Raw genomic sequence first — 21548 nt, 5'->3', positions numbered from 1 at the left:
TATTCAGATTCTTTTGGCATATAGTTTATTCCCAATAATTGGCAGTAACACCAAACTTTAACTTAGCGTAATTAAATGCTGTCATTTTGCTTGTTCCTTATCTTTGCTAAAAATCAATATAGATAAAAAATATGATAAAAACCCAAAATAAATCTACATACCCACTTTTTCTTTCAAAGTGTTTTTTTACTCTATCTATATCACTCTTTGGCGTAGAAACATAGATGATTTCTTGGGTCGTTTGGTTGACAAACTTACCTCTAAGGATAATAACATCATTAATATTATTATTCTTTCTATCTGTAAACGAGACAATACTAACACCATAACCAGTAAAATCATAGCCAAAATTTTTTTTATCAGAGCAAAGGGCATTTTCTGTACCAACAAACTCGCCACATTTTGCACTATACGCCCTACCATGATTATCCCTGACATAGACTCTTGCAACTTTTTTATTATTGACATTATAAGACAAACCATCAGGTAGGGTAATTGGAATGTGTTTAGCACCCTGCACAACATTAGTAATGGGCTTTATAGATAAAATGATTGGTATGGGTAAAAAAATAAAAAATAACCGTATTCTATTCTTTCTTATCTTAAAACTACACTCATTATCAAATTAACTAGCTTGGTAGACTGGCACGCCCAACATAAGCCTTAATGCACCAGGTCATCTTATCAAAACCCAGCCCACCAAAACCCCAAACTTCCCCACCACCCATCACAACCAACAAATTATACACCCATTCACTCACAAACATAACATCTATCTTCTTTTATAACAATCAAGCCGCCCATCTTTCTTCTTCATTGATTGCAAGTATACTTATGTTATTATGATTAAATAACGCTCTTTGTGTGGTAACCATACCGTCATGATCAAAAACAGCTTTCTTTAATTTATCATAAGCAATCGTCTCTATGCCATCACCATCTAAATCAAGTACGATTGGGTCATAGAAATAATGAAACCCTGAGCGGTTGATACCTGCCCATTTGGCAAAATATAACAAGTTACAATACCCAAAAATATGAACACCGCTCAATTTTTATCAAAACTGCTGATTTTTTTGACGCATTTAACGATTTGTTAATTTTTAGACAAATCATGTTTAAAAATTCTAATTAAACTTTTAAATATTGACTTTATGTCATGTTTATCTATAATAAGCAGTACAAACTGTGTTGATTGGTACTTAATACTTTATATTTTACTTTATATTCTTAAATGATAATTGTTTAATACAATATTTTTTATTAATTTACCATTCATCTAATCTACCATTTATCCATCCAACCGCTTAATATTTGGAACACTTATGAATTTTTTAAACACTACCGCTTTTAAACCCAGCCTACTTTTGGCGATGAGTCTTAGTTTATTTGCCTGTGGTGGGGACAAACCTAATAACTCCAATGCTCCATCAACAGAATCTACAACCACCACTACCACCGAAACAACCACCACTGTCAATAACCCCAATACCAAAACATTGACCGTGGCAGTAACCTCAGCTTTTGCTCCTTTTACCTTTTCTGATGAAAAAGGCTCGCTCACAGGTTTTGATATTGACCTATTAGATGCCATCGCCCAAAACAAGGGGTTAAACCTTCAATACAAACCCACATCTTTTGATGGCATTTTCACCGAGATTGATGCTGGCACAAGTGATATTGCCGCCTCTGGGATATTCTATCAAGAAGAACGTGCCTCCAAATATGGGGTAACCAAACCCTACCACAACACTCAGCCTGTTTATTTTTATCGTGCTGATAACGCCAAACTTGCCAATACCTACCCAACCACTAAGTCAGATTTAAATGCACACACATTAAATATCGCCACCGTCAGTGATGGCGACGTTGAGGGTCTGGGCAATCAACACAACATTAACAAGGTACAATCTGAGTTTTTGGGCTTTCAAGGTGTCTTACAGGGCAAATACGATGTCGCTTTCTCTGATACAGGGGTATTAAACCACATCATCAAATACAACCTACAAGGCAAAGAATCCCTATTAAAAATCGTCCCTTATCAAGACAAAATAGGCTTTATCTTTGTGGTAGATAAAGAAAATACTCAACTGCTTAACACACTAAACGAAGGCATTGAGGAGCTGACCCAAAGTGGCAAGCTAAAACAACTTGAAGAAAAATACGGTCTGTCGGACTAAGTTTTTAAACATCTGTACCGTCATGTCATTACTTGTTGTTATTTGGCTTTTGGTATCTTTTATATAAAAAACCGCACTTATTAAAGTGCGGTTTTATCATCTAAATCAACTTAACCTACTAACCTGCCACATCAAGCAGCATATTACGTATATGACCGATGGCTTTGGTTGGATTTAAACCCTTAGGGCAAACGCTGACACAGTTCATGATGCCACGGCAGCGAAACAAGCTAAATGGGTCATCCAAACGAGCCAAACGAGCTTGGGTGTCGGTATCACGGCTATCAATGATAAAACGGTAGCCATTTAATAATGCAGATGGACCTAAGAATTTATCAGGATTCCACCAAAATGATGGGCAAGCCGTTGAACAGCACGCACACAAGATGCACTCATACAAGCCATTCATCTTCTCACGGTCTTCTGGCGACTGCAAACGCTCTTTTGGCGGAGCAGGTTGTGAATTGATTAGGAACGGATGAACTTTTTCGTACTGGGCGTAGAATTGGTTCATGTCCACCACCAAATCCTTGATGACGGGCAGACCCGGCAGGGGACGAATAATGATTTTCTCTGGCAGGGTATTCATATTAATCAGGCACGCCAAGCCATTTTTACCATTGATGTTCATGCCATCTGAGCCACAGATGCCCTCACGGCATGAACGACGAAAGGTTAAGGTCTCATCCTGTTTTTTTAGACGCAGTAATACATCTAGTAGCATACGATCCGTATCTAACAGCTCAATCTCGTAGCTTTGCATATAGGGGGCTTTGTCTTTGTCTGGGTCGTAACGATAAATCTCTATAATGCGTTTGCCTCGACTCATGGGTTTCTCCATTGGAAATTTGGGATTTTTAACCGTTTTTGTTAAAAATAACCTAATTAAATTTGAAATGATAAATTTTGAAAATCGGCTTTTAAAAGTTGAGCTTTTAACCCAACTCATTAAACCAACTCATCAAAATTAGAACGTACGCACTCGTGGCTCACAGTAATCCACAGTCAAAGGCTTTTTGCGTACAGGTTTATAAATCACACGATTACCATCAGAATACCATAGCGTGTGCTTCATCCATTCATGGTCATTACGTCCTAGTGGCGCATGGCTGTCATCTTCTGGCTTTTCATAATCTAGCACGCTATGAGCACCACGGCATTCATGACGCAAAGACGCTGATAACATGGTCGCTTTTGCCACCTCGTAGAGATTAGCAACCTCTAAGGCTTCAACACGAGCGGTATTAAAAACGGCTGATTTGTCTTTTAGATGGATTTGCTCAACTTTTGGGGCAAGTGCCATGATTTTTTGCACACCTTCATCCATCAGTGCCTGAGTCCGAAACACACCAGCATGAGCCTGCATGGTATTACGAATCTCATCAGCAACCTCTTGGGCATTGTAGCCTTCGGTAGAGTTTTGTAGCTTATCAAGACGAGACTGGGTAAAGTCTAGCACTCGTGGATTAAGCGGTTTATAACCACGGTCTGATTTGGCAAATTCATCCAAAATGTGCTGACCTGCTGCACGCCCAAATACCACCAAATCAAGCAGTGAGTTAGTACCTAAGCGATTCGCTCCGTGTACCGACACACAGGCACATTCGCCAATGGCGTATAAGCCTTTGATGATGCGACCTTCGGTATATAGACCCTGTTCATCCACATGACCATCAAGCACAGGCACGGTTACCTGTCCGTGAATGTTGGTTGGGATGCCACCCATCATATAGTGAATGGTTGGCACAACAGGCACAGGCTCTTTGGTGATGTCCACGTTGGCAAAGTTATGGCTAATCTCAAACACAGATGGCAAACGCTTCATAATCTCAGCATGACCTAGATGCGTCATGTCCATGACGATATAATCACCATTGGGGCCACAGCCACGACCCTCTTTAATTTCTTGGTCCATAGAGCGAGAGACGAAATCACGAGGAGCCAAATCTTTTAGGGTTGGGGCATAACGCTCCATGAACGGCTCACCATGCTTGTTACGCAAAATTGCACCCTCACCACGACAGCCTTCGGTCAAAAGCACGCCAGCGCCTGCCACACCTGTTGGGTGAAACTGCCAAAACTCCATGTCCTGCAAAGGAATGCCTGCACGCACCGCCATGCCCAAACCATCTCCTGTGTTGATGTAGGCATTGGTTGAGGCACGAAAGATACGCCCTGCCCCACCTGTTGCCAATATCGTTGTTTGAGCCTGAAACACAGAAACATTGCCTGTTTCTTGGTCTAGGGCAATCACGCCATTGATATTGCCATCAGCATCTTTGATGAGGTCAAGGGCAATCCATTCCACAAAAAACTGCGTGCCTTTTTCAAGATTTTTTTGGTACAATGTGTGTAAAAGTGCATGTCCTGTACGGTCGGCGGCGGCACATGCACGAGGCACAGGTTTTGCTCCATATTCTGCTGAATGCCCGCCAAATGGACGCTGATAAATCGTGCCATCTGCGTTACGGTCAAAGGGCATGCCCATGTGTTCTAACTCATAAACAACTTTTGGAGCTTCACGGCACATATATTCAATGGCATCTTGGTCGCCTAACCAGTCAGAGCCTTTGACGGTATCATAAAAGTGAAAATGCCAGTTATCAGGACTCATGTTACCCAAAGACGCACCGATACCGCCTTGGGCAGCAACAGTGTGGCTACGGGTTGGAAATACTTTTGTCAAAACAGCAACTTTCATACCACCTTCAACCAGTTGCAAAGATGCTCTCATGCCTGAACCGCCACCACCAACAATCACCGCATCAAAGTTGAGTGTTGGGATATTATTAATTGTATTATCTTGGTTTGTTGCCATGTTAATTCCTAATGATTTTATTTGGTATTTGTGTTTTGAAGCTTTGGTTAATTACCAAAAAATCATCACGCCCCAAAACAGATAGACCAAAACAGCGATAATGACCAAAGATTGGATGACCAAACGCAAACCTGATGACTTGACATAATCGGTCAAAACCGTCCACATGCCCACCCATGCGTGAAACACGAGCGACAAAATCGCCACCAAGCTAAATAGCTTCATTGGTAGACTTAGCATAAAGCCTTGCCAGATTTCAAAATTCACATCATTAAATAGGAAAAAGCCCACCATAACAACGCTATAAACTGCTAAGACAACCGCACTGATACGCTGTAAAATCCAATCTCGTGAACCTGAACCTGTCAAGCCAGTCGCACTTTTAATGCCTGAATTGTTTCTTTTCATTAGAACATTACCCACACAAAGGACGCAACAATCAACACAGCTGCGATAACAAAACTCACAATCGCCGCCATCTTACCTGATTTGAACTCTTCGTTCATGCCAAGGTCAGCAAGTAAATGCTTGATGCCCATGACAAAATGGTAAGCGGTTGCCGCCACAAAAATCCACGCCACAAAACGCAGGGCGATATTGTTAAATACAGCAGAAAAATTTTCAGCTGATGATAATGAAGTTTGAAGAATACACAACATGACAGGCACAAGCAAAAACAGCACAATACCTGACACACGGTGCAAAATAGAGGCCATGGCGATTGGAGACTTTGAATTCACCGCAATCACTTGGCTTAGAGGTAAGTTAATCGGTCGGTTGTCTTTCACGAGCGGGCGTCCTTATCAAAATGAGCCGTACAGTATCTCACAGACGGCAAGGAGGGCTGGCTTTTGGGTGATTTTCGCCACAATGATGAGGCACATCCATTGTATGCATGATTTAAAATAAAAACAAACCATCTTTTGAGCATTTGTTTTTGCACGAAAACGGACAATCTGCCTATTTTTTAACAAGTTAACAGGCATTTTCACCAAAGATACAAAAGGCAAACACACCCTAAGATATTTTAACTTTTTAAACGCAAAAAATCACACCGTCAGGCTATTTTAAAAATCATTGATAAATTTAAAAAAAAGTCTGAACACAGCGTTAGATTAATGTCGCTTGGGATGCAAAAGCCATCACAGACTAAATGCACATCGCTATTTTTGCAAATCATTTAACACTAAAATGATTTAAAAACAATTAAAAAATCAATGCAGTGTTACCCTATTTGTTGATTTACTTGACAAACTTGACAATGAAATTGATTATCTTTTTAAAAAATTTTAACGTGACTTGCAATTAGCTATAAATTATAAAACGCTTGAACAAATTTTACAAATAAAATTACAACTTTTATGTAACTTATGTAACTAATCACAAATTTTGCCAAAATTTTAACCATTTTGAGGTGATATTGTTACAAAATATGTCAATAAAGCCACATCATCACTCAGGTTTGATAACTCAGGTTTAATAATCTGGATGGTCAAGATGAGTCAGATTCGGTAAAGAAATTGAATAAATGTAGGGCAATGTAGGGATAATGTAGAGATTTAGGGGTTAATTGCAATTTTTTAAGGATTTTGCTGTATCAGGGCTTGTAAGTTTGGTAAAGTTTTTGTATCATCATGATGCTTGATGGCGATGATTGGCAACATGCCTTTGTTTTGGCATTTTGGCAATGCAAGCAAGTTGCAAGGAATTCGGTAGCCAACAAGAAGGTCGTAAAAAAGGAACATCATGTTAAATTCACCTTAACATGCAAACTCACCATGCCAAATTAACCCAAACCAAATAGGATAAGATTTGGGTCAGGATTTAGCATCTTAAATAAGGTAATTATTATGACACAACAAGTGAAATTAGTCGTTGATGGCACAGAATATGAAATGCCAGTTTTAGAATCCACTTTGGGTCGCCCTGTGTTAGACGTAACTGCGGTCAATAAAGCAGGTTTTTGGACATATGACCCTGGTTTTATGGCAACCGCCCCTGTGCAATCTGCCCTAACCTATATTGATGGCGACAAAGGTGAGCTTTTGCACCGTGGTTATGCCATTGACGAGCTTGCCGACAATGCTGACTATTTGGAGGTTTGTTATGCTTTGCTCTATGGTGACCTGCCAAATGCCGAAGAAAAAGACAAATTCTACACACGCATCAATGACCACATGGCAGTGCATGACCAGTTGCGTAAATTTTTTGAAGGTTTTCGCCGTGATGCTCACCCAATGGCCATCATGATCGGCGTGGTCGGTGCGTTGTCTGCCTTTTATCACAACCATCTGGACATATCGGATGCTGACCATCGTGATGATACGGCTGTGGATTTGATTGCCAAAGTACCAACCCTTGCTGCCATGAGTTACAAATACTCCATCGGTCAGCCATTTATGTATCCACGCAAAGATTTTAGCTATGCTGAAAATTTCCTATACATGATGTTCGCCACCCCAGGTGATGTGGACTACAAACCAAATCCTGTGCTGGTCAAAGCCATGGATAAAATCTTTACCCTACACGCTGACCATGAACAAAACGCATCCACTTCTACCGTACGCTTGGCAGGCTCAACAGGTGCTAATCCTTATGCCTGTATTGCATCGGGTATTGCAGCCTTATGGGGGCCATCACATGGCGGAGCTAACGAAGCGGTGCTTACCATGCTAGATGAGATTGGCTCGGTAGACAATGTTGCTCCATTTATGGAAAAAGTCAAGACCAAAGAAGCCAAACTCATGGGCTTTGGACACCGTGTTTATAAGAATTTTGACCCACGTGCTAAGGTCATGAAACAAACTTGTGATGAAGTGTTGAGTGCCTTGGGTGTCAATGACCCCAAACTACAATTAGCGATGGAACTAGAAAAAATCGCCTTATCTGACCAATATTTCATTGACCGCAAACTCTATCCAAACGTGGATTTTTACTCTGGCATCATCCTAAAAGCCATCGGAATCCCAACGTCTATGTTCACGGTTATCTTTGCCTTGGCTCGTACCGCAGGTTGGATTGCTCACTGGACAGAAATGCACTCAGAGTCTTTTAAAATCGGTCGTCCACGTCAGCGTTATGTCGGTGAAAAGCATCGTGCTTTTGTCAAAGTAGAAGATCGTAAATAATGGTTGCCTTTTGATGGTAAAATCTCCCAAATGATTGGGAGATTTTTTATAAGGATATTATCATGAATCACCGCTTATCTGCCCATCTTGCTAAGCAAAACATCGTTTTTTCGTTTCAGCGTTATGGTATGGACGCCTTAAACTTTATGGCACTAGGACTTTTTGGTACGCTTATTTTGGGTTTGATTTTAAAAAACTTAGGCACATGGCTGTCTGTGCCGTGGCTTGTAAGTGTCGGTACTCAAGCCCAAAGCATGATGGCGGCCGCCATTGGTGTGGGCGTGGCGTATGGCATAAAAGCACCGCCTTTGGTCATGCTTGCTTGTACCACGGTAGGGCTGATGGGAGCAAGTCCAATAGGGGCATTCGTTGCTGTCATTGTGGCAGCAGAATGTGGCAAATTCGTCCATCGCACCACACCGCTTGATATCATCGTTACACCACTAACAACACTGCTGACGGGGGCAATCATCGCTCACACCCTAAGCCCTCTCATCTCATCTGCCTTAATGGGGGTCTCTGATGTCATCACATGGGCGATGAGTCTTAGCCCCATCATCATGAGCATGGTCGTGGCGGTTGTCATGGGTGTGCTACTGACCTTGCCCATATCAAGCGCTGCCATCGCCATCAGTTTGGGACTAAGTGGTCTTGGGGCAGGCGCTGCTACTGTGGGCTGTGCTGCTCATATGATGGGCTTTGCCGTCATGAGTCATAAGGACAATGGCATAGGTACAACAATCGCCTGTGGTTTGGGAACAAGCATGATACAACTGCCCAACCTCATCAAAAACCCCAAACTGTGGTTGCCCCCCACCTTGACAGGTGCAATCCTAGCCCCGTTTGCCACGGTAATCTTTGGCATGCAGAACATTCCAAGTGGTGCTGGTATGGGAACAAGCGGATTGGTTGGACAAATTGGCACGCTTGATGCCATGGGTGCCTCCGTCCATGTTTGGGTGCTGATTGGGATGTTTCATTTTATCCTGCCTGCTGTATTGTGTTGGTTGATTTATCGGTTGTTTATCAAGATGACATGGATAAAATATGGAGATTTGCGACTTGATAAATCATAGAGCACTAGGGCGTGCCTGCCCTTTATAACAACTATCTACAATTTTAAAATTTTTAGAAGTAAATCAACCGTTTTTGTATGAAAAATGGGCAATTTTTCCTATTTTTCATGGCAAATACAAAAGGCAGGCACACCCCACTCCCATCATCAATTTAAAAAATACCAAATATTTTTTAAAATAAGGCTTGTCATTTAGCAAAAAATACTTTATGATAACATCCGTACCCAAAACTTTTGATATTTTATCAGCCATGAATTACTCTGTTATCGTCGCCTACCATCATCACCATCACCCCTAAGACTCTTTTGGGCGTGTGGTTTTGCTTGAAAGAAAAAGACTTTCAAGGCGATAACACAAAGACAGCATCAACCCTTGAAAGCGATTTCAGGGGTTTTTATTTGCCAAATTTTTATTTTAAGGAAAAATGATGAATCGTCTAAAAATTGCCATTCAAAAATCAGGCAGGTTAAGTCAAGACTGCCAAGACTTATTAAAGGCATGTGGCATCAAGTTTCACCACAACAAAGACCGCTTGATTGTTTATGCCAAAAACGAAGCCATTGAACTTTTGCGTGTACGAGATGATGACATTCCTGCTCTTGTCTTTGATGGTGTGGCGGATTTGGGCTTTGTTGGTCAAAACGTGTTAGAAGAGTGTGAGCTTGACCGTGCCAGTCGTGGGCAGGTGGTATCTTTTAAGAAACTAAAAGTATTAGACTTCGGTGAATGCCGTCTGTCGCTTGCTGTACCAAAAGACACCGAATATCGAGGACTTGATAGTCTTGCAGGTCAGCGTATCGCCACAAGCTACCCTTATCTTTTAAAACGCTATATGGACAGTCAAGGCATACCATTTAAAAACTGCCTTTTGACAGGTTCGGTAGAGGTCGCCCCCAGTGCAGGGATAGCCCACGCCATTTGCGATTTGGTCTCATCTGGGGCAACCTTAGAAGCCAATGGATTAAAAGAGGTGGAGGTGATTTTTCGCTCCAAAGCATGTCTTATCCAAAAAAGCGACGCCCTATCTGCCGACAAACAAGCCTTAGTGGACAAATTACTCACTCGCATGACAGGCGTGGAGCAGGCTCGTGAAAGTAAATACATCATGCTACACGCTCCAAAAGATAAAATCTCTCAGGTGGTCGCCTTACTCTCTGGCGTGGAAAACCCCACGATTTTACCTTTGGCAGGCAATGATGATAAGGTCGCCATGCACATGGTTTCCCAAGAAACTTTATTTTGGGAAACCATGGAAGCCCTAAAAGCCGTCGGAGCCAGCTCTATTTTGGTATTACCCATTGAAAAGATGATGACTTGACTGACATGAGTGTGTTATACATGCCAGTCAAGTAAAGCACAACCCCAACACAGAGACCATAAGATGCAAACACTACTTTGGAATGACCTAACCCCAAGCGAACAACAAAACGCCCTAGTCCGCCAAGCCCAAACCATCCAAAACAGCCTAAGCAAACAGGTGCAAGCCATCAAGCAAGCGGTGCGAGATGATGGCGATACGGCGTTATTTGATTTTGCCAAACGTTTTGACAATACCGAACTTACCAGCCTAAACGTTAGCCAAGCGGACATTAATAAAGCAGGCGAACAGGTCAGTGATGCCCTAAAATCAGCCATACAGACCGCCTACAACAACATTCACGCCTTTCACAGTGCCCAAATCCCCATCCCCATTGATATTGAAACAATGACAGGGGTGCACTGTCAAGTCATCACTCGCCCCATTGACAGCGTAGGGTTGTACATACCAGGTGGGTCTGCCCCGTTATTCTCAACAGTATTGATGCTTGCCATACCCGCCAAAATCGCAGGCTGTCAAAAAATCGTGCTGTGCTCGCCTGCCCCAATCAGCAACGAAATACTCTACACCGCCAAGCTGTGTGGCATTGATACGGTCTATGCCATTGGTGGGGCGGGGGCGATATTTGCCATGGCATACGGCACAAATAGCGTGCCAAAAGTGGATAAAATCTTTGGGCCAGGCAATGCCTATGTTACCGAAGCCAAACGCCAAGTTCTTGCAGATGGTGTTGCCATTGACATGCCAGCTGGCCCATCCGAGGTGTTGGTTGTCGCTGATGACTTTGCCAACCCCGCCTTTGTGGCAAGCGACTTATTATCCCAAGCTGAACATGGGGCGGACAGTCAGGTGATTTTGGTAACACCAAGCAAAACCCTTGCCGATAAGGTAGCAGGTGAGATTGACCGCCAACTGACCCTATTATCCAGAGCCACCACCGCACGTCTTGCTCTGGATAAAAGTCGCATCATCATCGCCGATGATTTGACACAATGTCTTGCCATTTCAAACATGTACGCCCCAGAACATCTCATCATCAATACCCAAAATCCCCGAACATGCTTAGATGACATCAAGCATGCAGGGTCGGTATTTTTGGGTGCATACACTCCTGAGAGTATGGGCGACTACGCCAGTGGCACAAATCACGTTTTGCCAACTTATGGCTTTGCTCGCACACACTCATCGCTTGGACTTGCTGATTTTTATAAGCGTATGACCGTACAAGAGCTTCATCCATCAGGGTTTTTAGCACTTGCCCCCACCGTACAGGCCATGGCACAAGCTGAACAGTTGGACGCACACAAACTGGCAGTAACGGTACGCATTGATGAGCTAAAATCATAAAATTCATCAAAATAAACATGGGGCAATTGCAATGCAACCACATGATTTGAATAATTTTAACATCATCAATGGATTAAATGATTTATCAGTAACCAAAAACAGATTTTAACATCAAGGAGAACACCCATGATTACCCACCTAATAAAATCATCCGTTCAAGAGCTGACCCCTTATCAGTCCGCTCGCAAAATTGGCGGAGATGGCACCATTTGGCTAAATGCCAACGAATGCTCCACATCACCAAATGCCCTAGGACTTGACAGCCTAAACCGCTACCCTAAGCCACAACCTGATGAGGTCATCCTCCGTTATGCCAACCATGCAGGTGTTCATCCCAATCAAGTGCTTGCCACTCGTGGAGGCGATGAAGCCATTGAACTTATCATTCGCACTTTTTGCAATCCCACCGACAGCGTGCTATATTGTCCGCCCACTTATGGCATGTATGCCGTCAGTAGTGCCACCTTTGACATTCTCACCAAAACCGTGCCTTTGACAGCTGATTTTAATCTGGATTTACCCCAAATTGAGGCAAATCTTAACGGCACAAAAGTCATATTCATATGCAGTCCCAACAACCCCACAGGTAACCTGCTCGCTCGTGATGACATTCTTGCTCTGCTCGCCATGACAAAAGATAAGGCGATTGTTGCGTTGGATGAGGCGTACATTGATTTTTGTTTAGATGACTCCTTTGCTTGTGAGCTGGATAATTTTGACAACCTTATCATCATTCGCACGCTCTCAAAAGCCTTTGGATTGGCAGGGATTCGCTGTGGTTTTGCGCTGGCTAACAGCCAAATTATCAGTGCCATGCAAAAAATCATCGCCCCCTACCCCATTCCTACCCCTACCGCCATCATCGCTGCTAACGCCCTTCATGATGATGGCATCAAACAAATGCAAACGCACATCAAAACCACCCTTGATAACAAAGCGTGGCTCATTCGTGAATTAACCGCCCTGCCAGTTGTTAAAAAGGTTTATCCAAGCTCTGCCAATTTTATTTTGGTAAAATTTGACAATCAAATCCAAACAGGACAAGCGGTATTTGACAAACTGTGGGCGATGGGCATCATCTTACGCAATCAAACCACCGCTTTAAACCTTAGCGATTGTATTCGCATTAGTATTGGCACACAAGATGAAAATCAGGCGGTGATTGACGCATTAAAGACTTTATAATAAATAATTTATAACTTTATAATCATTAAAATCACAAGAGAAGTCATTCACTCAAATACCAAACAACGCTTTAATCAAATACGCATTTTAAAATCATATCAAACCAATGTTATAAAAGGTGATTTATGAAACCCACATTATTTATTGACCGAGACGGTACACTCATTGATGAACCAAAAACCGATTTTCAAATTGACAGTTTGGAAAAATTAAAATTAGAAAAAGGTGTGATTATTGCCCTGTTGGCATTACAAAAAAAATATCGCCTTGTTATGGTATCCAACCAAGATGGCTTAGGAACAGACAGTTTCCCCCAAGAGAATTTTGACAAAGCACACAATGCCATGTTGGATATTTTTAACTCACAAGGCATTAGATTTGACGATGTTTTAATTTGCCCGCATTTTAAAGATGATGGTTGTAACTGCCGAAAACCCAACACTGCTCTTTTAACCGATTATATTGATAATAATTTATTTGATAAGAATGACAGTTTTGTCATTGGTGACAGAGATACCGATATTGAACTTGCCAAAAATTTGGGTATTATTGGATTAAAATATAACCCTAATGATTTAAATTGGGCATTGATTAGCGAAAAACTTTTAAAAGAACCAGTTACCAATATTGGCAAGCGTCCAAAACGCATTGGTCAGATAACAAGAAAAACCAAAGAAACCGACATATCTGTCAAGGTATGTTTGGATGAGACAGGCATTAATGAGATTAGCACAGGCATTGGTTTTTTTGATCACATGCTAGACCAAATTGCCACGCATGGCGGATTTAAAATGAGCATAAACTGCCAAGGTGATTTGTGGATAGATGAACACCACTCAGTAGAAGACGTTGGCATTGCCTTAGGGCACGCCCTAAAACAAGCCATTGGCGATAAAAAAGGCATTGCCCGTTTTGGCTTTGTACTGCCCATGGATGAATGCCAAGCCACATGTATCATGGATTTGTCAGGCAGAGCTTTTTTAAAATTCAAAGGCAAATTTAAACGAGAAAAAGTGGGTGATTTTAGTACCGAATTGACCGAACATTTCTTTTTTTCATTGGCGGTAGCGATGGGAGCAACCCTACATTTAAAAGTCAAGGGTGATAATGACCATCATAAAATAGAGAGTTTATTTAAAGTATTTGGTAGGACTTTGCGTCAATGTATTAAAATTGATGGCAATGAACTACCAAGCTCTAAGGGATTATTGTAATATTGGGTTATAATACTGATAAGGATTTTTATGAAATTAATCATCATAGATACAGGGTGTGCCAATTTAGCTTCGGTTAAATTCGCCATAAAACGGCTTAATATCACACCGACCATCTCAGACAACTCCGATGAGATATTATCCGCTGACAAATTGATATTACCTGGCGTGGGTACAGCAGAATTTGCTATTAATGAAATCAACAAAAAAGGATTAATCCCCATAATTTGCCAAATCAGACAACCCCTACTCGGTATTTGTCTGGGAATGCAATTATTGGGCGAATACTCCACCGAGGGTCAAAACAATAAAATCAATACCCTAAATCTCATACCCAATCATACTAAAAAATTGGAAGCCTCTAATTTACCCTTACCGCATATGGGTTGGAATCAACTGCATTTTGATGATACATCACACCCCTTATTTGATGGCATCAAAAGTGGTGATTTTGTCTATTTTGTCCACAGTTATGCAATGGATGTCAATGAATACACCATTGCTACCTGCGATTATGGCAAGCCATTTAGTGCGATGATACAAAAAGATAATTTTTATGGCATGCAATTTCACCCTGAAAAATCAGGTAAAGTTGGAGCAAGATTATTGCAAAATTTTATTAAAAACATTTAAAATCATTTTTTAAAATCATTTACAGTTATTTAATTATTTAGATTAGGACATTTTATGAAAACACCAATCATTATTCCTGCCCTTGATTTGATTGATGGGCAAGTGGTGCGTTTACACCAAGGCGATTATGGCAAACAAACCACTTATGCCCATCATCCCATTGATAAATTTGCCCAATATGTGGCTGATGGTGCAAATTATTTACACCTTGTAGATTTGACAGGAGCAAAAGACCCAAATAAACGCCAAATCACACTCATCAAACAAATCATCAAATCTACAACTGCCAAGATACAAGTGGGAGGTGGCATCAGAGGCGAAGATGAGATACAAGCCTTATTTGATATTGGAGCAAAACGAGTGGTGATTGGCTCAATGGCAATCAAACAAACAAACACCGTCAAAGATTGGTTCAAAAAATACGGTGCTGATAAATTTGTTTTGGCTCTTGATGTGAATGTCATCAATCATCAACATTTTATCGCCATTCACGGTTGGCAAGAAAACAGCGGTGTATTATTACAGACAGTGATTGATGAATATTTGGATGTGGGACTTGCTCACATTCTTTGTACCGACATTAGTAAAGATGGTACATTATCAGGTGCTAATGTGGCATTATATCAAAGTCTGACCAAACAATACCCCATGCTCGCCATTCAATCATCAGGAGGTATTGGCAATCTTGATGATATCAAAGCACTAAAACAGACGGGTGTATCTGGCATTATCGTAGGGCGGGCGTTATTAGAGGGCAAGGTGGATTTAAAAGGAGCAATACAATGCTAACAGGACTCACCAAAAGAATCATCGCCTGTCTTGATGTCAAGGATGGACAAGTGGTCAAGGGCGTTCAATTTCGCAACCATGAAATCATTGGCGATATCGTCAATCTTGCCAAACGCTATGCCGATGTGGGCGTGGATGAACTGGTGTTTTATGATATTAGTGCTTCATCGGATGGTCGCACGGTAGATAAATCATGGGTGGAACGTGTGGCAAAAGTCATTGACATTCCCTTTTGTGTGGCAGGTGGCATTCGCACACTGGCAGATGCTGAAACACTGTTTCATTATGGGGCGGATAAAGTGTCAATCAACTCACCTGCTCTTGAAAATCCCAACTTTATCAGCTGTCTTGCCAAGCGTTTTGGGGTGCAGGCGGTGGTGGTTGGCATTGACAGCTGGCATGATGATGACACAAACACCTACTGGGTTAATCAATATACAGGCGATGAGAGCAAGACTTGCAAGACCCGATGGCAAGTGATTGACTGGGTAAAACAAGTCCAAGATTGTGGTGCAGGGGAGATTGTGCTAAATATGATGAACCAAGACGGCGTACGACAAGGCTATGACCTAACTCAGCTTGCCCTTGTCAAAGCCCATTGTACCGTACCGCTCATCGCATCAGGCGGAGCAGGACAAATGAGTCATTTTTATGATGTCTTTGACATTGGCATTGATGGGGCGTTGGCAGCAAGCGTGTTTCATAAGGGCGTGATTGATGTGGGCGAATTAAAAGCGTATTTAAAGGATAAAGGCATGGCGGTGCGTGGCGTGTAGGTCACATTTTCGCCTTTTTATGGATTATAAAAAATACAAATGTAAACTTTAAATTTTATAAAAACGTGCTAAAATAAACCAATTTAATGCCCCTTTTAGGAAAATTAGGAAAAATCATGACTTCATTTGCACGCCCTACCAGACCCCCGCATCATGCTCGCCCTGACCACGAACGAGTGGTCATCACAGGCATGGGAGCGATTACTCCTGTGGGCAATGATTTGGAGACAATTTGGACAAACCTCATCAATGGCGTCAGTGGCATTAGCACCATTGCTGATTTTGATGGCTTAAAGATGGATGAATTTCGCTCTTGTATTGCAGGGCTGGTAAAAGGATTTGATGCTAAGCAATTTTTAAACCCCAAACAAATCCGTCGTTTTGATGAATTCATACACTACGCCCAAATTGCCTCCGCTCAGGCCTTATACCATGCTGGCCTGATAACATGTGTCAAGGGTGACAGCTTGCCTGTCAATGTAGATGGCGAGCGTTTTGGTGTGGTCATGGGCTCAGGCATTGGTGGTGTACAGACCATTGAAAACAGCCATGATGCCCTGTATCAGCATGGGGCAAAAAAGGTCTCGCCTTTTGTCATTCCTGCCAGCATCATTAATATGCCAGCAGGTCTCATCGCCATTCGCCACAACCTAAAAGGAGCGAATCTTGCCACATCCACCGCTTGCACCACATCCACACATGCCATTGGGCTTGGAGCAAGACTCATTGCTTATGGCGACTTAGATGCTGTGTTGGTGGGGGGTAGCGAGAAGGCAAGTACACCGCTTGGCATGTCAGGTTTTGGGGCAATGCACGCCCTATCCACTCGTAACGATGAACCCATCCGAGCATCTCGCCCCTTTGACAAAGACAGAGATGGCTTTGTGCTTGGTGATGGTGCAGGGGCGTTGGTGCTAGAAAGCCTTGCCCATGCCAAAGCTCGTGGAGCAAGGATTTTGGCGGAAGTGGCAGGTTTTGGCATGAGTGATGACGCAAGCCACATCACCGCTCCCCCAACAGACGGTAATGGTGCTAAACGTGCCATGCAAAATGCCTTGACCGATGGCGGTATCTGTGCAGATAACATTGGCTATATCAACGCCCATGGCACAGCCACACCCGCAGGGGACGTGGCAGAGAGTAGTGCGATTGAAAGCCTATTTGGCAAAGACATCTTGGTCAGCTCCACCAAATCCATGACAGGACACCTACTTGGTGCAGCAGGGGCGGTTGAAGCCATCTTTACCGTGCTTGCCTTACAGCACCAAACTCTACCTCCCACCATCAACCTAGACAACCCAGACCCTGCTTGTACGCTAGACTACATTCCCCACACGGCAAGAGAGGTGAGTGGCGTGGATTATGCCATCTCTAACAGCTTTGGCTTTGGTGGGACAAATGGCAGTTTGGTATTTAGGCGTTGGGCTTAAAAATCCAAAAGCCCTGTCTTAGAACAGGGCTTTTTATAGATAGACCTGGCAGAATTATTTCACTTTAACCAATTTGCCTTGGTTGTTTGATTTTAGTTTAACTGTTCTCTTTTTTGACGGGCAACAGCTCGGGTCGCTATCGGCATAAGATACTTCTGTAACATGGATAATGCCATTGACCACTTTAACATTGCCTGATAATCCTACCAAATACACATCGCCTTTTTTATACTGGTTTTTGCCCGTTGCCAAAAATGTCGCCACTTCAAAACTGCCCGTGGTATTATGACAGTTTAGCTCTTCACAATAATACAGCGAGACTATCGCATCTTTTTTGCCATCTTTATTGATGTCAGCATAAATAATGTCTTTTTGCGACAATGCGTACGTATAAGCATCTTCACCATTATACTCTATCTCTTCTTGATTTATGGCGTGTACTGTTTTATTGGCTTGTTTATTTACTAGGCTGTTTAGGCTCTCTGCATGGGCGGTACTGGCTAACAACAAGATAGCAGGCAGTAGATAGGCTAATTTCATCATTTTCTCCGTGGTATGGCTAAGTTGGGTTTAAATCATCAAGTTAGAGCAAGATGATTTAATTATCTATCATTATAGTCAAAAAAGCACTAAGATAAAACACTTGTTATCAAGATTTTATTTATCATCGCCCAATAGCTTTTCTTTGTAACTTCTGGGGCGTGTACGATTATAATTATGTTTTTGCTGACTTTGGACAGCATCACGCACCGCCAATATCCCCACTATTGCCACCAATCCTTTCATTAGCAAGGCAAATATAGATGTTTTGCCTTCTGTGGTAATTTTAGTCTCAATCACCTTACCTATGTCGGCAGATTCTAATTTATTCAAATCAAATTGAGCAATAAACTCCATTTGATGTTGATGAGATAATTTTGAAAATTCAATGGCTTCTTTATGAAACTTATCACCCACACCCAAGATGAGTTTTTGAAAATTAGCCGAAACCGCCGTTAGCAACTCTTTGTCAGATTCGCTCCATTCGGCAGGGGGTTGTGATAAATATTCTTGGATAATCGGCAAATGTTTGACGATTTGTTCGGCAGTGGTGGCGGTAGCAACGGTTTGTAAAACTGGCAAAGTGGTAACAGGTATTATGACATATCCTTGGCTAAGTAGACGATTTATGCACTTTAACCACTTTTGACTTGTCAAAACAGAAAAAATGCCTTAGTATTATAATCTATCCCTAATATTACACAACCAACCCCAAGTAACACCAAAAACCCACTTTTAGGGATACACACAGGACAAGTAAGCCATGCCATTACATGACAACATTCGTAAATTTAGAGAGCAAAAACAGTGGTCGCAAGAATACATGGCAGAACAGCTTGGACTGTCCAAAAACGGCTATGCCAAGATAGAGCGTGGCGAGAGTCGCCCAAGCCTTGATAGATTGGAGTAGATTACGGCGGTGTTTGGGATTGGTATGACTGATTTGTTTAGTGATGAACGCCAAAGCATTTGCTTAATTAGTGAAAACAGTCAGCACAGCTCCAACTATTATCATAGCGACAATGCCCTGATTTTGGAAAATGAGAAATTAAAATTAGCCCTTACCCACAAAGATGAACTACTCGCCCAAAAGGACGAACAAATTACCCTATTAAAAAATATGGTTGCGGTGTTACAGTCATCTTAATTTACCATTTAATCCCCCCCCTTTTTTTACACGAATAATTTACAAAAATTATTCTCAATACTCTTGTTTTTTGCTTATTTTTGATATATTATAACATTTTATTTATCTTAGTTATTTATCCTAGCTCTGACAGGAGAGTGTCATGCAAGTATTATCATCACTAAAATCCGCCAAAAACCGCCACGAAGACTGTCAAGTGGTTCGCCGTCGTGGTCGCACCTTTGTTATTTGCAAATCCAACCCTCGTTTTAAAGCCGTGCAAGGTGGTAAAAAACGCAAATAACTTAGTTTCTCTACTTACTGCTCTACTTACCGCTCAATTTGATTGGGCGGTTTTTTGTGCCATGATTTGTCTTAAAATGTCGCTGTTTTGTATCAATGGATGGTGCTGTGTTGGTAAGAGTTGCCAAGAATGGCTTATTTTGCTATGATGATTGTGTTTATTTTTATCACTTCTAAAATTCATACATCCACACATTTTCATACATCCACACATAAGGACGAGCCATGAGTCAGTCAGACATTTTTAACGCACTTACCCATCATCATGACATTCAGCGTAAGCTCTGCCAAGAGCTTCAAAGTGCCATCACACAAAAAGACCGCTCCAAAGCCCAAAGTGCCTTTACCTGCTTAAAAAATGAACTAGAAGCCCACGCCGCCGCCGAAGAGCGTCATCTGTATGTGCCTGTGATGGCATTTGATGATGGATTGGAACTCTCTCGCCACGCCATCGCCGAACATCATGAGATGGATGAGATGATGGCGGTTTTATCAGATGGGCGGACAGGGGATGAACGATTTTTTGAAACAGCACAAGCACTCATTGATGAGACCTTGCACCACCTAAAAGAAGAAGAAAATGAGTTTTTTAAAGAAGCCAAAAAACTGCTTGACAAACCCACCCAAGAACGGCTAGGCAAGTTGTATCAAGCCGAACATCAAGCATTTGAAGATAAGCATGGGGAGTGATGGCTTTACACCAAACTGCTTAAAAATGACAAAATGGTCTCTAAATTTTGCTACACAGCACCCAACTTGCAAAGATTACCTTGTCAATAAGGGTGCTGTCAGAGACGTCTTCTGCCCAAAATACATCTATAAAAACTCTGATAAATGACAAAAATAAACAACGACACTGACAACTTATGCGGTCAAAGTTTGTTGGTACAAATGTCATGACTTCGGTGCGTGATACTTCGGTTAAGTGATACTTCGGTTAAATCCGTCGATACACATCCTCAAACGGCACACGAAACCGCTCGCCCCAAACACCCTGCTCGCTACGCATGCCACACGACACCACCATGTTAATCTCAGCAGCATCTGGCAGTCTGAGCAGGGTTTTTATCATCTGCCCATCAAAACCCTCCATGGGACAAGTATCAAGCCCACGCTCACTCATGGCAAGCATGAATGTCTGAGCAACCAGCCCACAGCTTTTGTGCATGACGATACGAATGTCATCTTTTGAAACGTCTTTTTGCATGGGGCGAACCTTTGAGATGGCACACGCTACGCCTTTTCGTGCTGTCCCTATCAGTGGTATGTCTTGGGTGTAGATGAGAGGCATCAGACGATTATAATAATGGTCAAACTTCTTAATGCGTCTGTCTGCCTTGTGAGTGGGGCTGTATTTACGCACGTTTTCACGCTCAAAGGCAAATACCGATGCGGCACGCTGTCGGTGCAAATCAGGGCGTATCACGAACACCACCATTTGGTTGGCGGTCGTGGCAGAGCTTTGGGACAGGCAGGCTTTGGCAAGTGTGGCAAGTGTTCTCTTATCGGTGATGTGATAGCACTCATACAGCTGCATGTTAGAGCTGGTTGGGGCAAGTGTGGCAAGGCTTATGCAATCCTTGATGATATCGGGGTCAATGGACGTGGGCAGATACTCACGCACAGCACGGCGATGGTGCAAAATGTCTGATAAGTTCATAATCTAGGTAATCTACGTTGGGTAA

At 42.2% G+C, this 21548-nt stretch carries 26 protein-coding genes and 1 other annotated feature; of the genes, 15 read left to right on the top strand and 11 right to left on the bottom strand.

All coding sequences use genetic code 11. The features are described 5' to 3' along the window. Window positions 1-106: 106 nt before the first annotated feature. The 3 genes from A7456_RS04035 to A7456_RS04030 form a co-directional block, all read right to left on the bottom strand. Entirely contained in the window at window positions 107-520 is a 414-nt protein-coding gene (locus A7456_RS04035; RefSeq protein WP_067007826.1) for a hypothetical protein, read from the bottom strand. A 109-nt stretch (window positions 521-629) separates the two neighbouring features. Next, entirely contained in the window at window positions 630-767 is a 138-nt protein-coding gene (locus tag A7456_RS11355) for a hypothetical protein (RefSeq protein ID WP_158512475.1), read from the bottom strand. Between the two features lie 24 nt (window positions 768-791). Further along, complete coding sequence (locus A7456_RS04030) at window positions 792-1019, bottom strand: hypothetical protein (RefSeq protein WP_145916057.1); 228 nt, start codon at window positions 1017-1019, stop codon at window positions 792-794. A gap of 306 nt (window positions 1020-1325) precedes the next feature. Here A7456_RS04030 and A7456_RS04025 point away from each other — a divergent pair, with 306 nt between their 5' ends. Next, complete coding sequence (locus A7456_RS04025) at window positions 1326-2180, top strand: substrate-binding periplasmic protein (RefSeq protein ID WP_067007818.1); 855 nt, start codon at window positions 1326-1328, stop codon at window positions 2178-2180. A gap of 118 nt (window positions 2181-2298) precedes the next feature. Here A7456_RS04025 and A7456_RS04020 read toward each other — a convergent pair whose 3' ends face one another. The 5 genes from A7456_RS04020 to A7456_RS11350 all read right to left on the bottom strand — a co-directional run bounded on the left by A7456_RS04020 (window position 2299) and on the right by A7456_RS11350 (window position 6746). Next, the gene (locus tag A7456_RS04020; RefSeq protein WP_067007815.1) at window positions 2299-3009 is read right to left on the bottom strand and encodes a succinate dehydrogenase iron-sulfur subunit; all 711 of its coding nucleotides are present in this window, start codon (window positions 3007-3009) and stop codon (window positions 2299-2301) included. Between the two features lie 138 nt (window positions 3010-3147). Then, window positions 3148-4998, bottom strand: a complete 1851-nt coding sequence (sdhA, locus tag A7456_RS04015) for a succinate dehydrogenase flavoprotein subunit (protein ID WP_066887112.1) — start codon at window positions 4996-4998, stop codon at window positions 3148-3150. A gap of 51 nt (window positions 4999-5049) precedes the next feature. After that, complete coding sequence (gene sdhD, locus A7456_RS04010) at window positions 5050-5385, bottom strand: succinate dehydrogenase, hydrophobic membrane anchor protein (RefSeq protein ID WP_062499193.1); 336 nt, start codon at window positions 5383-5385, stop codon at window positions 5050-5052. A gap of 20 nt (window positions 5386-5405) precedes the next feature. After that, window positions 5406-5786 (bottom strand): succinate dehydrogenase, cytochrome b556 subunit, encoded by a 381-nt coding sequence (sdhC, locus tag A7456_RS04005; RefSeq protein ID WP_066887109.1) that lies wholly within the window; start codon window positions 5784-5786, stop codon window positions 5406-5408. A gap of 792 nt (window positions 5787-6578) precedes the next feature. Beyond that, entirely contained in the window at window positions 6579-6746 is a 168-nt protein-coding gene (locus A7456_RS11350; RefSeq protein ID WP_158512474.1) for a hypothetical protein, read from the bottom strand. Window positions 6747-6848: 102 nt separating this feature from the next. Here A7456_RS11350 and gltA point away from each other — a divergent pair, with 102 nt between their 5' ends. From gltA to fabF, 10 genes are all read left to right on the top strand, one after another. After that, window positions 6849-8126: a citrate synthase gene (gltA, locus tag A7456_RS03995; protein ID WP_066894178.1), complete on the top strand. Its 1278-nt coding sequence runs from the start codon at window positions 6849-6851 to the stop codon at window positions 8124-8126. A gap of 62 nt (window positions 8127-8188) precedes the next feature. Beyond that, window positions 8189-9202, top strand: coding sequence for a PTS transporter subunit IIC (locus A7456_RS03990; RefSeq protein WP_067007809.1), 1014 nt, complete (start codon window positions 8189-8191; stop codon window positions 9200-9202). Window positions 9203-9478: 276 nt separating this feature from the next. Further along, window positions 9479-9602: a sequence feature (His leader region), on the top strand. Between the two features lie 27 nt (window positions 9603-9629). Next, window positions 9630-10520, top strand: coding sequence for an ATP phosphoribosyltransferase (hisG, locus tag A7456_RS03985; protein WP_211266064.1), 891 nt, complete (start codon window positions 9630-9632; stop codon window positions 10518-10520). A gap of 63 nt (window positions 10521-10583) precedes the next feature. Further along, window positions 10584-11867, top strand: coding sequence for a histidinol dehydrogenase (gene hisD, locus A7456_RS03980; RefSeq protein ID WP_067007807.1), 1284 nt, complete (start codon window positions 10584-10586; stop codon window positions 11865-11867). A gap of 126 nt (window positions 11868-11993) precedes the next feature. Further along, the gene (gene hisC / locus A7456_RS03975) at window positions 11994-13052 is read left to right on the top strand and encodes a histidinol-phosphate transaminase (protein ID WP_067007804.1); all 1059 of its coding nucleotides are present in this window, start codon (window positions 11994-11996) and stop codon (window positions 13050-13052) included. Between the two features lie 125 nt (window positions 13053-13177). Further along, window positions 13178-14266 carry a bifunctional histidinol-phosphatase/imidazoleglycerol-phosphate dehydratase HisB gene (gene hisB / locus A7456_RS03970; RefSeq protein WP_066893149.1) on the top strand — a complete coding sequence of 363 codons (1089 nt, stop codon included), beginning with the start codon at window positions 13178-13180 and terminating at the stop codon, window positions 14264-14266. A gap of 30 nt (window positions 14267-14296) precedes the next feature. Further along, on the top strand, window positions 14297-14899 hold the full coding sequence (gene hisH / locus A7456_RS03965; protein ID WP_067007801.1) for an imidazole glycerol phosphate synthase subunit HisH: 603 nt from the start codon (window positions 14297-14299) through the stop codon (window positions 14897-14899). Between the two features lie 54 nt (window positions 14900-14953). Next, window positions 14954-15688: a 1-(5-phosphoribosyl)-5-[(5-phosphoribosylamino)methylideneamino]imidazole-4-carboxamide isomerase gene (gene hisA, locus A7456_RS03960; RefSeq protein ID WP_067007798.1), complete on the top strand. Its 735-nt coding sequence runs from the start codon at window positions 14954-14956 to the stop codon at window positions 15686-15688. Continuing rightward, window positions 15682-16464, top strand: a complete 783-nt coding sequence (gene hisF / locus A7456_RS03955) for an imidazole glycerol phosphate synthase subunit HisF (RefSeq protein ID WP_066893143.1) — start codon at window positions 15682-15684, stop codon at window positions 16462-16464. Before hisA ends, hisF begins: the two co-directional genes overlap by 7 nt. A gap of 116 nt (window positions 16465-16580) precedes the next feature. After that, complete coding sequence (fabF, locus tag A7456_RS03950; protein WP_067007795.1) at window positions 16581-17894, top strand: beta-ketoacyl-ACP synthase II; 1314 nt, start codon at window positions 16581-16583, stop codon at window positions 17892-17894. A gap of 54 nt (window positions 17895-17948) precedes the next feature. On the opposite strand, the gene A7456_RS03945 is transcribed toward fabF, so the two are convergent. Together A7456_RS03945 and A7456_RS03940 are read right to left on the bottom strand one after the other, a co-directional pair. After that, window positions 17949-18434, bottom strand: a complete 486-nt coding sequence (locus A7456_RS03945; RefSeq protein WP_062500449.1) for a hypothetical protein — start codon at window positions 18432-18434, stop codon at window positions 17949-17951. A gap of 117 nt (window positions 18435-18551) precedes the next feature. After that, complete coding sequence (locus tag A7456_RS03940) at window positions 18552-19091, bottom strand: hypothetical protein (RefSeq protein WP_158512473.1); 540 nt, start codon at window positions 19089-19091, stop codon at window positions 18552-18554. Between the two features lie 106 nt (window positions 19092-19197). Here A7456_RS03940 and A7456_RS11595 point away from each other — a divergent pair, with 106 nt between their 5' ends. The 4 genes from A7456_RS11595 (at window position 19198) to A7456_RS03925 (ending at window position 20553) form a co-directional block, all read left to right on the top strand. Further along, entirely contained in the window at window positions 19198-19344 is a 147-nt protein-coding gene (locus A7456_RS11595; RefSeq protein ID WP_082995432.1) for a helix-turn-helix domain-containing protein, read from the top strand. Between the two features lie 24 nt (window positions 19345-19368). Then, complete coding sequence (locus A7456_RS11590; RefSeq protein WP_082995431.1) at window positions 19369-19581, top strand: hypothetical protein; 213 nt, start codon at window positions 19369-19371, stop codon at window positions 19579-19581. Between the two features lie 142 nt (window positions 19582-19723). Beyond that, a complete protein-coding gene (ykgO, locus tag A7456_RS03930; protein ID WP_062500454.1) occupies window positions 19724-19864 on the top strand; it encodes a type B 50S ribosomal protein L36 in 141 nt (46 codons plus the stop codon). A gap of 224 nt (window positions 19865-20088) precedes the next feature. Beyond that, window positions 20089-20553: a hemerythrin domain-containing protein gene (locus A7456_RS03925; RefSeq protein ID WP_067007789.1), complete on the top strand. Its 465-nt coding sequence runs from the start codon at window positions 20089-20091 to the stop codon at window positions 20551-20553. A 247-nt stretch (window positions 20554-20800) separates the two neighbouring features. On the opposite strand, the gene A7456_RS03920 is transcribed toward A7456_RS03925, so the two are convergent. Further along, window positions 20801-21523: a nitroreductase family protein gene (locus tag A7456_RS03920; protein ID WP_066893133.1), complete on the bottom strand. Its 723-nt coding sequence runs from the start codon at window positions 21521-21523 to the stop codon at window positions 20801-20803. Between the last annotated feature and the right edge of the window lie 25 nt (window positions 21524-21548).

It is taken from the genome of Moraxella nonliquefaciens (assembly GCF_001679005.1).
In the GTDB taxonomy this organism is placed as follows: Bacteria; Pseudomonadota; Gammaproteobacteria; order Pseudomonadales; family Moraxellaceae; genus Moraxella; species Moraxella nonliquefaciens.
Note: the sequence above shows the minus strand (reverse complement) of the source record. Positions and strands in the feature narration are given on the sequence as shown.

Bases quoted from the DNA above. Each gene is read 5' to 3' on its own strand.
- A7456_RS04025 (WP_067007818.1), top strand. From the start codon at position 1,326: ATGAATTTTTTAAACACTACCGCTTTTAAACCCAGCCTACTTTTGGCG.
- A7456_RS11595 (WP_082995432.1), top strand. From the start codon at position 19,198: ATGCCATTACATGACAACATTCGTAAATTTAGAGAGCAAAAACAGTGG.
- hisF (WP_066893143.1), top strand. From the start codon at position 15,682: ATGCTAACAGGACTCACCAAAAGAATCATCGCCTGTCTTGATGTCAAG.
- A7456_RS03990 (WP_067007809.1), top strand. From the start codon at position 8,189: ATGAATCACCGCTTATCTGCCCATCTTGCTAAGCAAAACATCGTTTTT.
- hisC (WP_067007804.1), top strand. From the start codon at position 11,994: ATGATTACCCACCTAATAAAATCATCCGTTCAAGAGCTGACCCCTTAT.
- A7456_RS03945 (WP_062500449.1), bottom strand. From the start codon at position 18,434: ATGAAATTAGCCTATCTACTGCCTGCTATCTTGTTGTTAGCCAGTACC.
- fabF (WP_067007795.1), top strand. From the start codon at position 16,581: ATGACTTCATTTGCACGCCCTACCAGACCCCCGCATCATGCTCGCCCT.
- gltA (WP_066894178.1), top strand. From the start codon at position 6,849: ATGACACAACAAGTGAAATTAGTCGTTGATGGCACAGAATATGAAATG.
- hisH (WP_067007801.1), top strand. From the start codon at position 14,297: ATGAAATTAATCATCATAGATACAGGGTGTGCCAATTTAGCTTCGGTT.
- hisB (WP_066893149.1), top strand. From the start codon at position 13,178: ATGAAACCCACATTATTTATTGACCGAGACGGTACACTCATTGATGAA.
- A7456_RS11355 (WP_158512475.1), bottom strand. From the start codon at position 767: ATGTTTGTGAGTGAATGGGTGTATAATTTGTTGGTTGTGATGGGTGGT.
- A7456_RS03925 (WP_067007789.1), top strand. From the start codon at position 20,089: ATGAGTCAGTCAGACATTTTTAACGCACTTACCCATCATCATGACATT.
- ykgO (WP_062500454.1), top strand. From the start codon at position 19,724: ATGCAAGTATTATCATCACTAAAATCCGCCAAAAACCGCCACGAAGAC.
- A7456_RS04020 (WP_067007815.1), bottom strand. From the start codon at position 3,009: ATGAGTCGAGGCAAACGCATTATAGAGATTTATCGTTACGACCCAGAC.
- A7456_RS11590 (WP_082995431.1), top strand. From the start codon at position 19,369: ATGACTGATTTGTTTAGTGATGAACGCCAAAGCATTTGCTTAATTAGT.
- hisD (WP_067007807.1), top strand. From the start codon at position 10,584: ATGCAAACACTACTTTGGAATGACCTAACCCCAAGCGAACAACAAAAC.
- A7456_RS11350 (WP_158512474.1), bottom strand. From the start codon at position 6,746: ATGATGTTCCTTTTTTACGACCTTCTTGTTGGCTACCGAATTCCTTGC.
- sdhA (WP_066887112.1), bottom strand. From the start codon at position 4,998: ATGGCAACAAACCAAGATAATACAATTAATAATATCCCAACACTCAAC.
- A7456_RS03920 (WP_066893133.1), bottom strand. From the start codon at position 21,523: ATGAACTTATCAGACATTTTGCACCATCGCCGTGCTGTGCGTGAGTAT.
- hisA (WP_067007798.1), top strand. From the start codon at position 14,954: ATGAAAACACCAATCATTATTCCTGCCCTTGATTTGATTGATGGGCAA.
- hisG (WP_211266064.1), top strand. From the start codon at position 9,630: ATGAATCGTCTAAAAATTGCCATTCAAAAATCAGGCAGGTTAAGTCAA.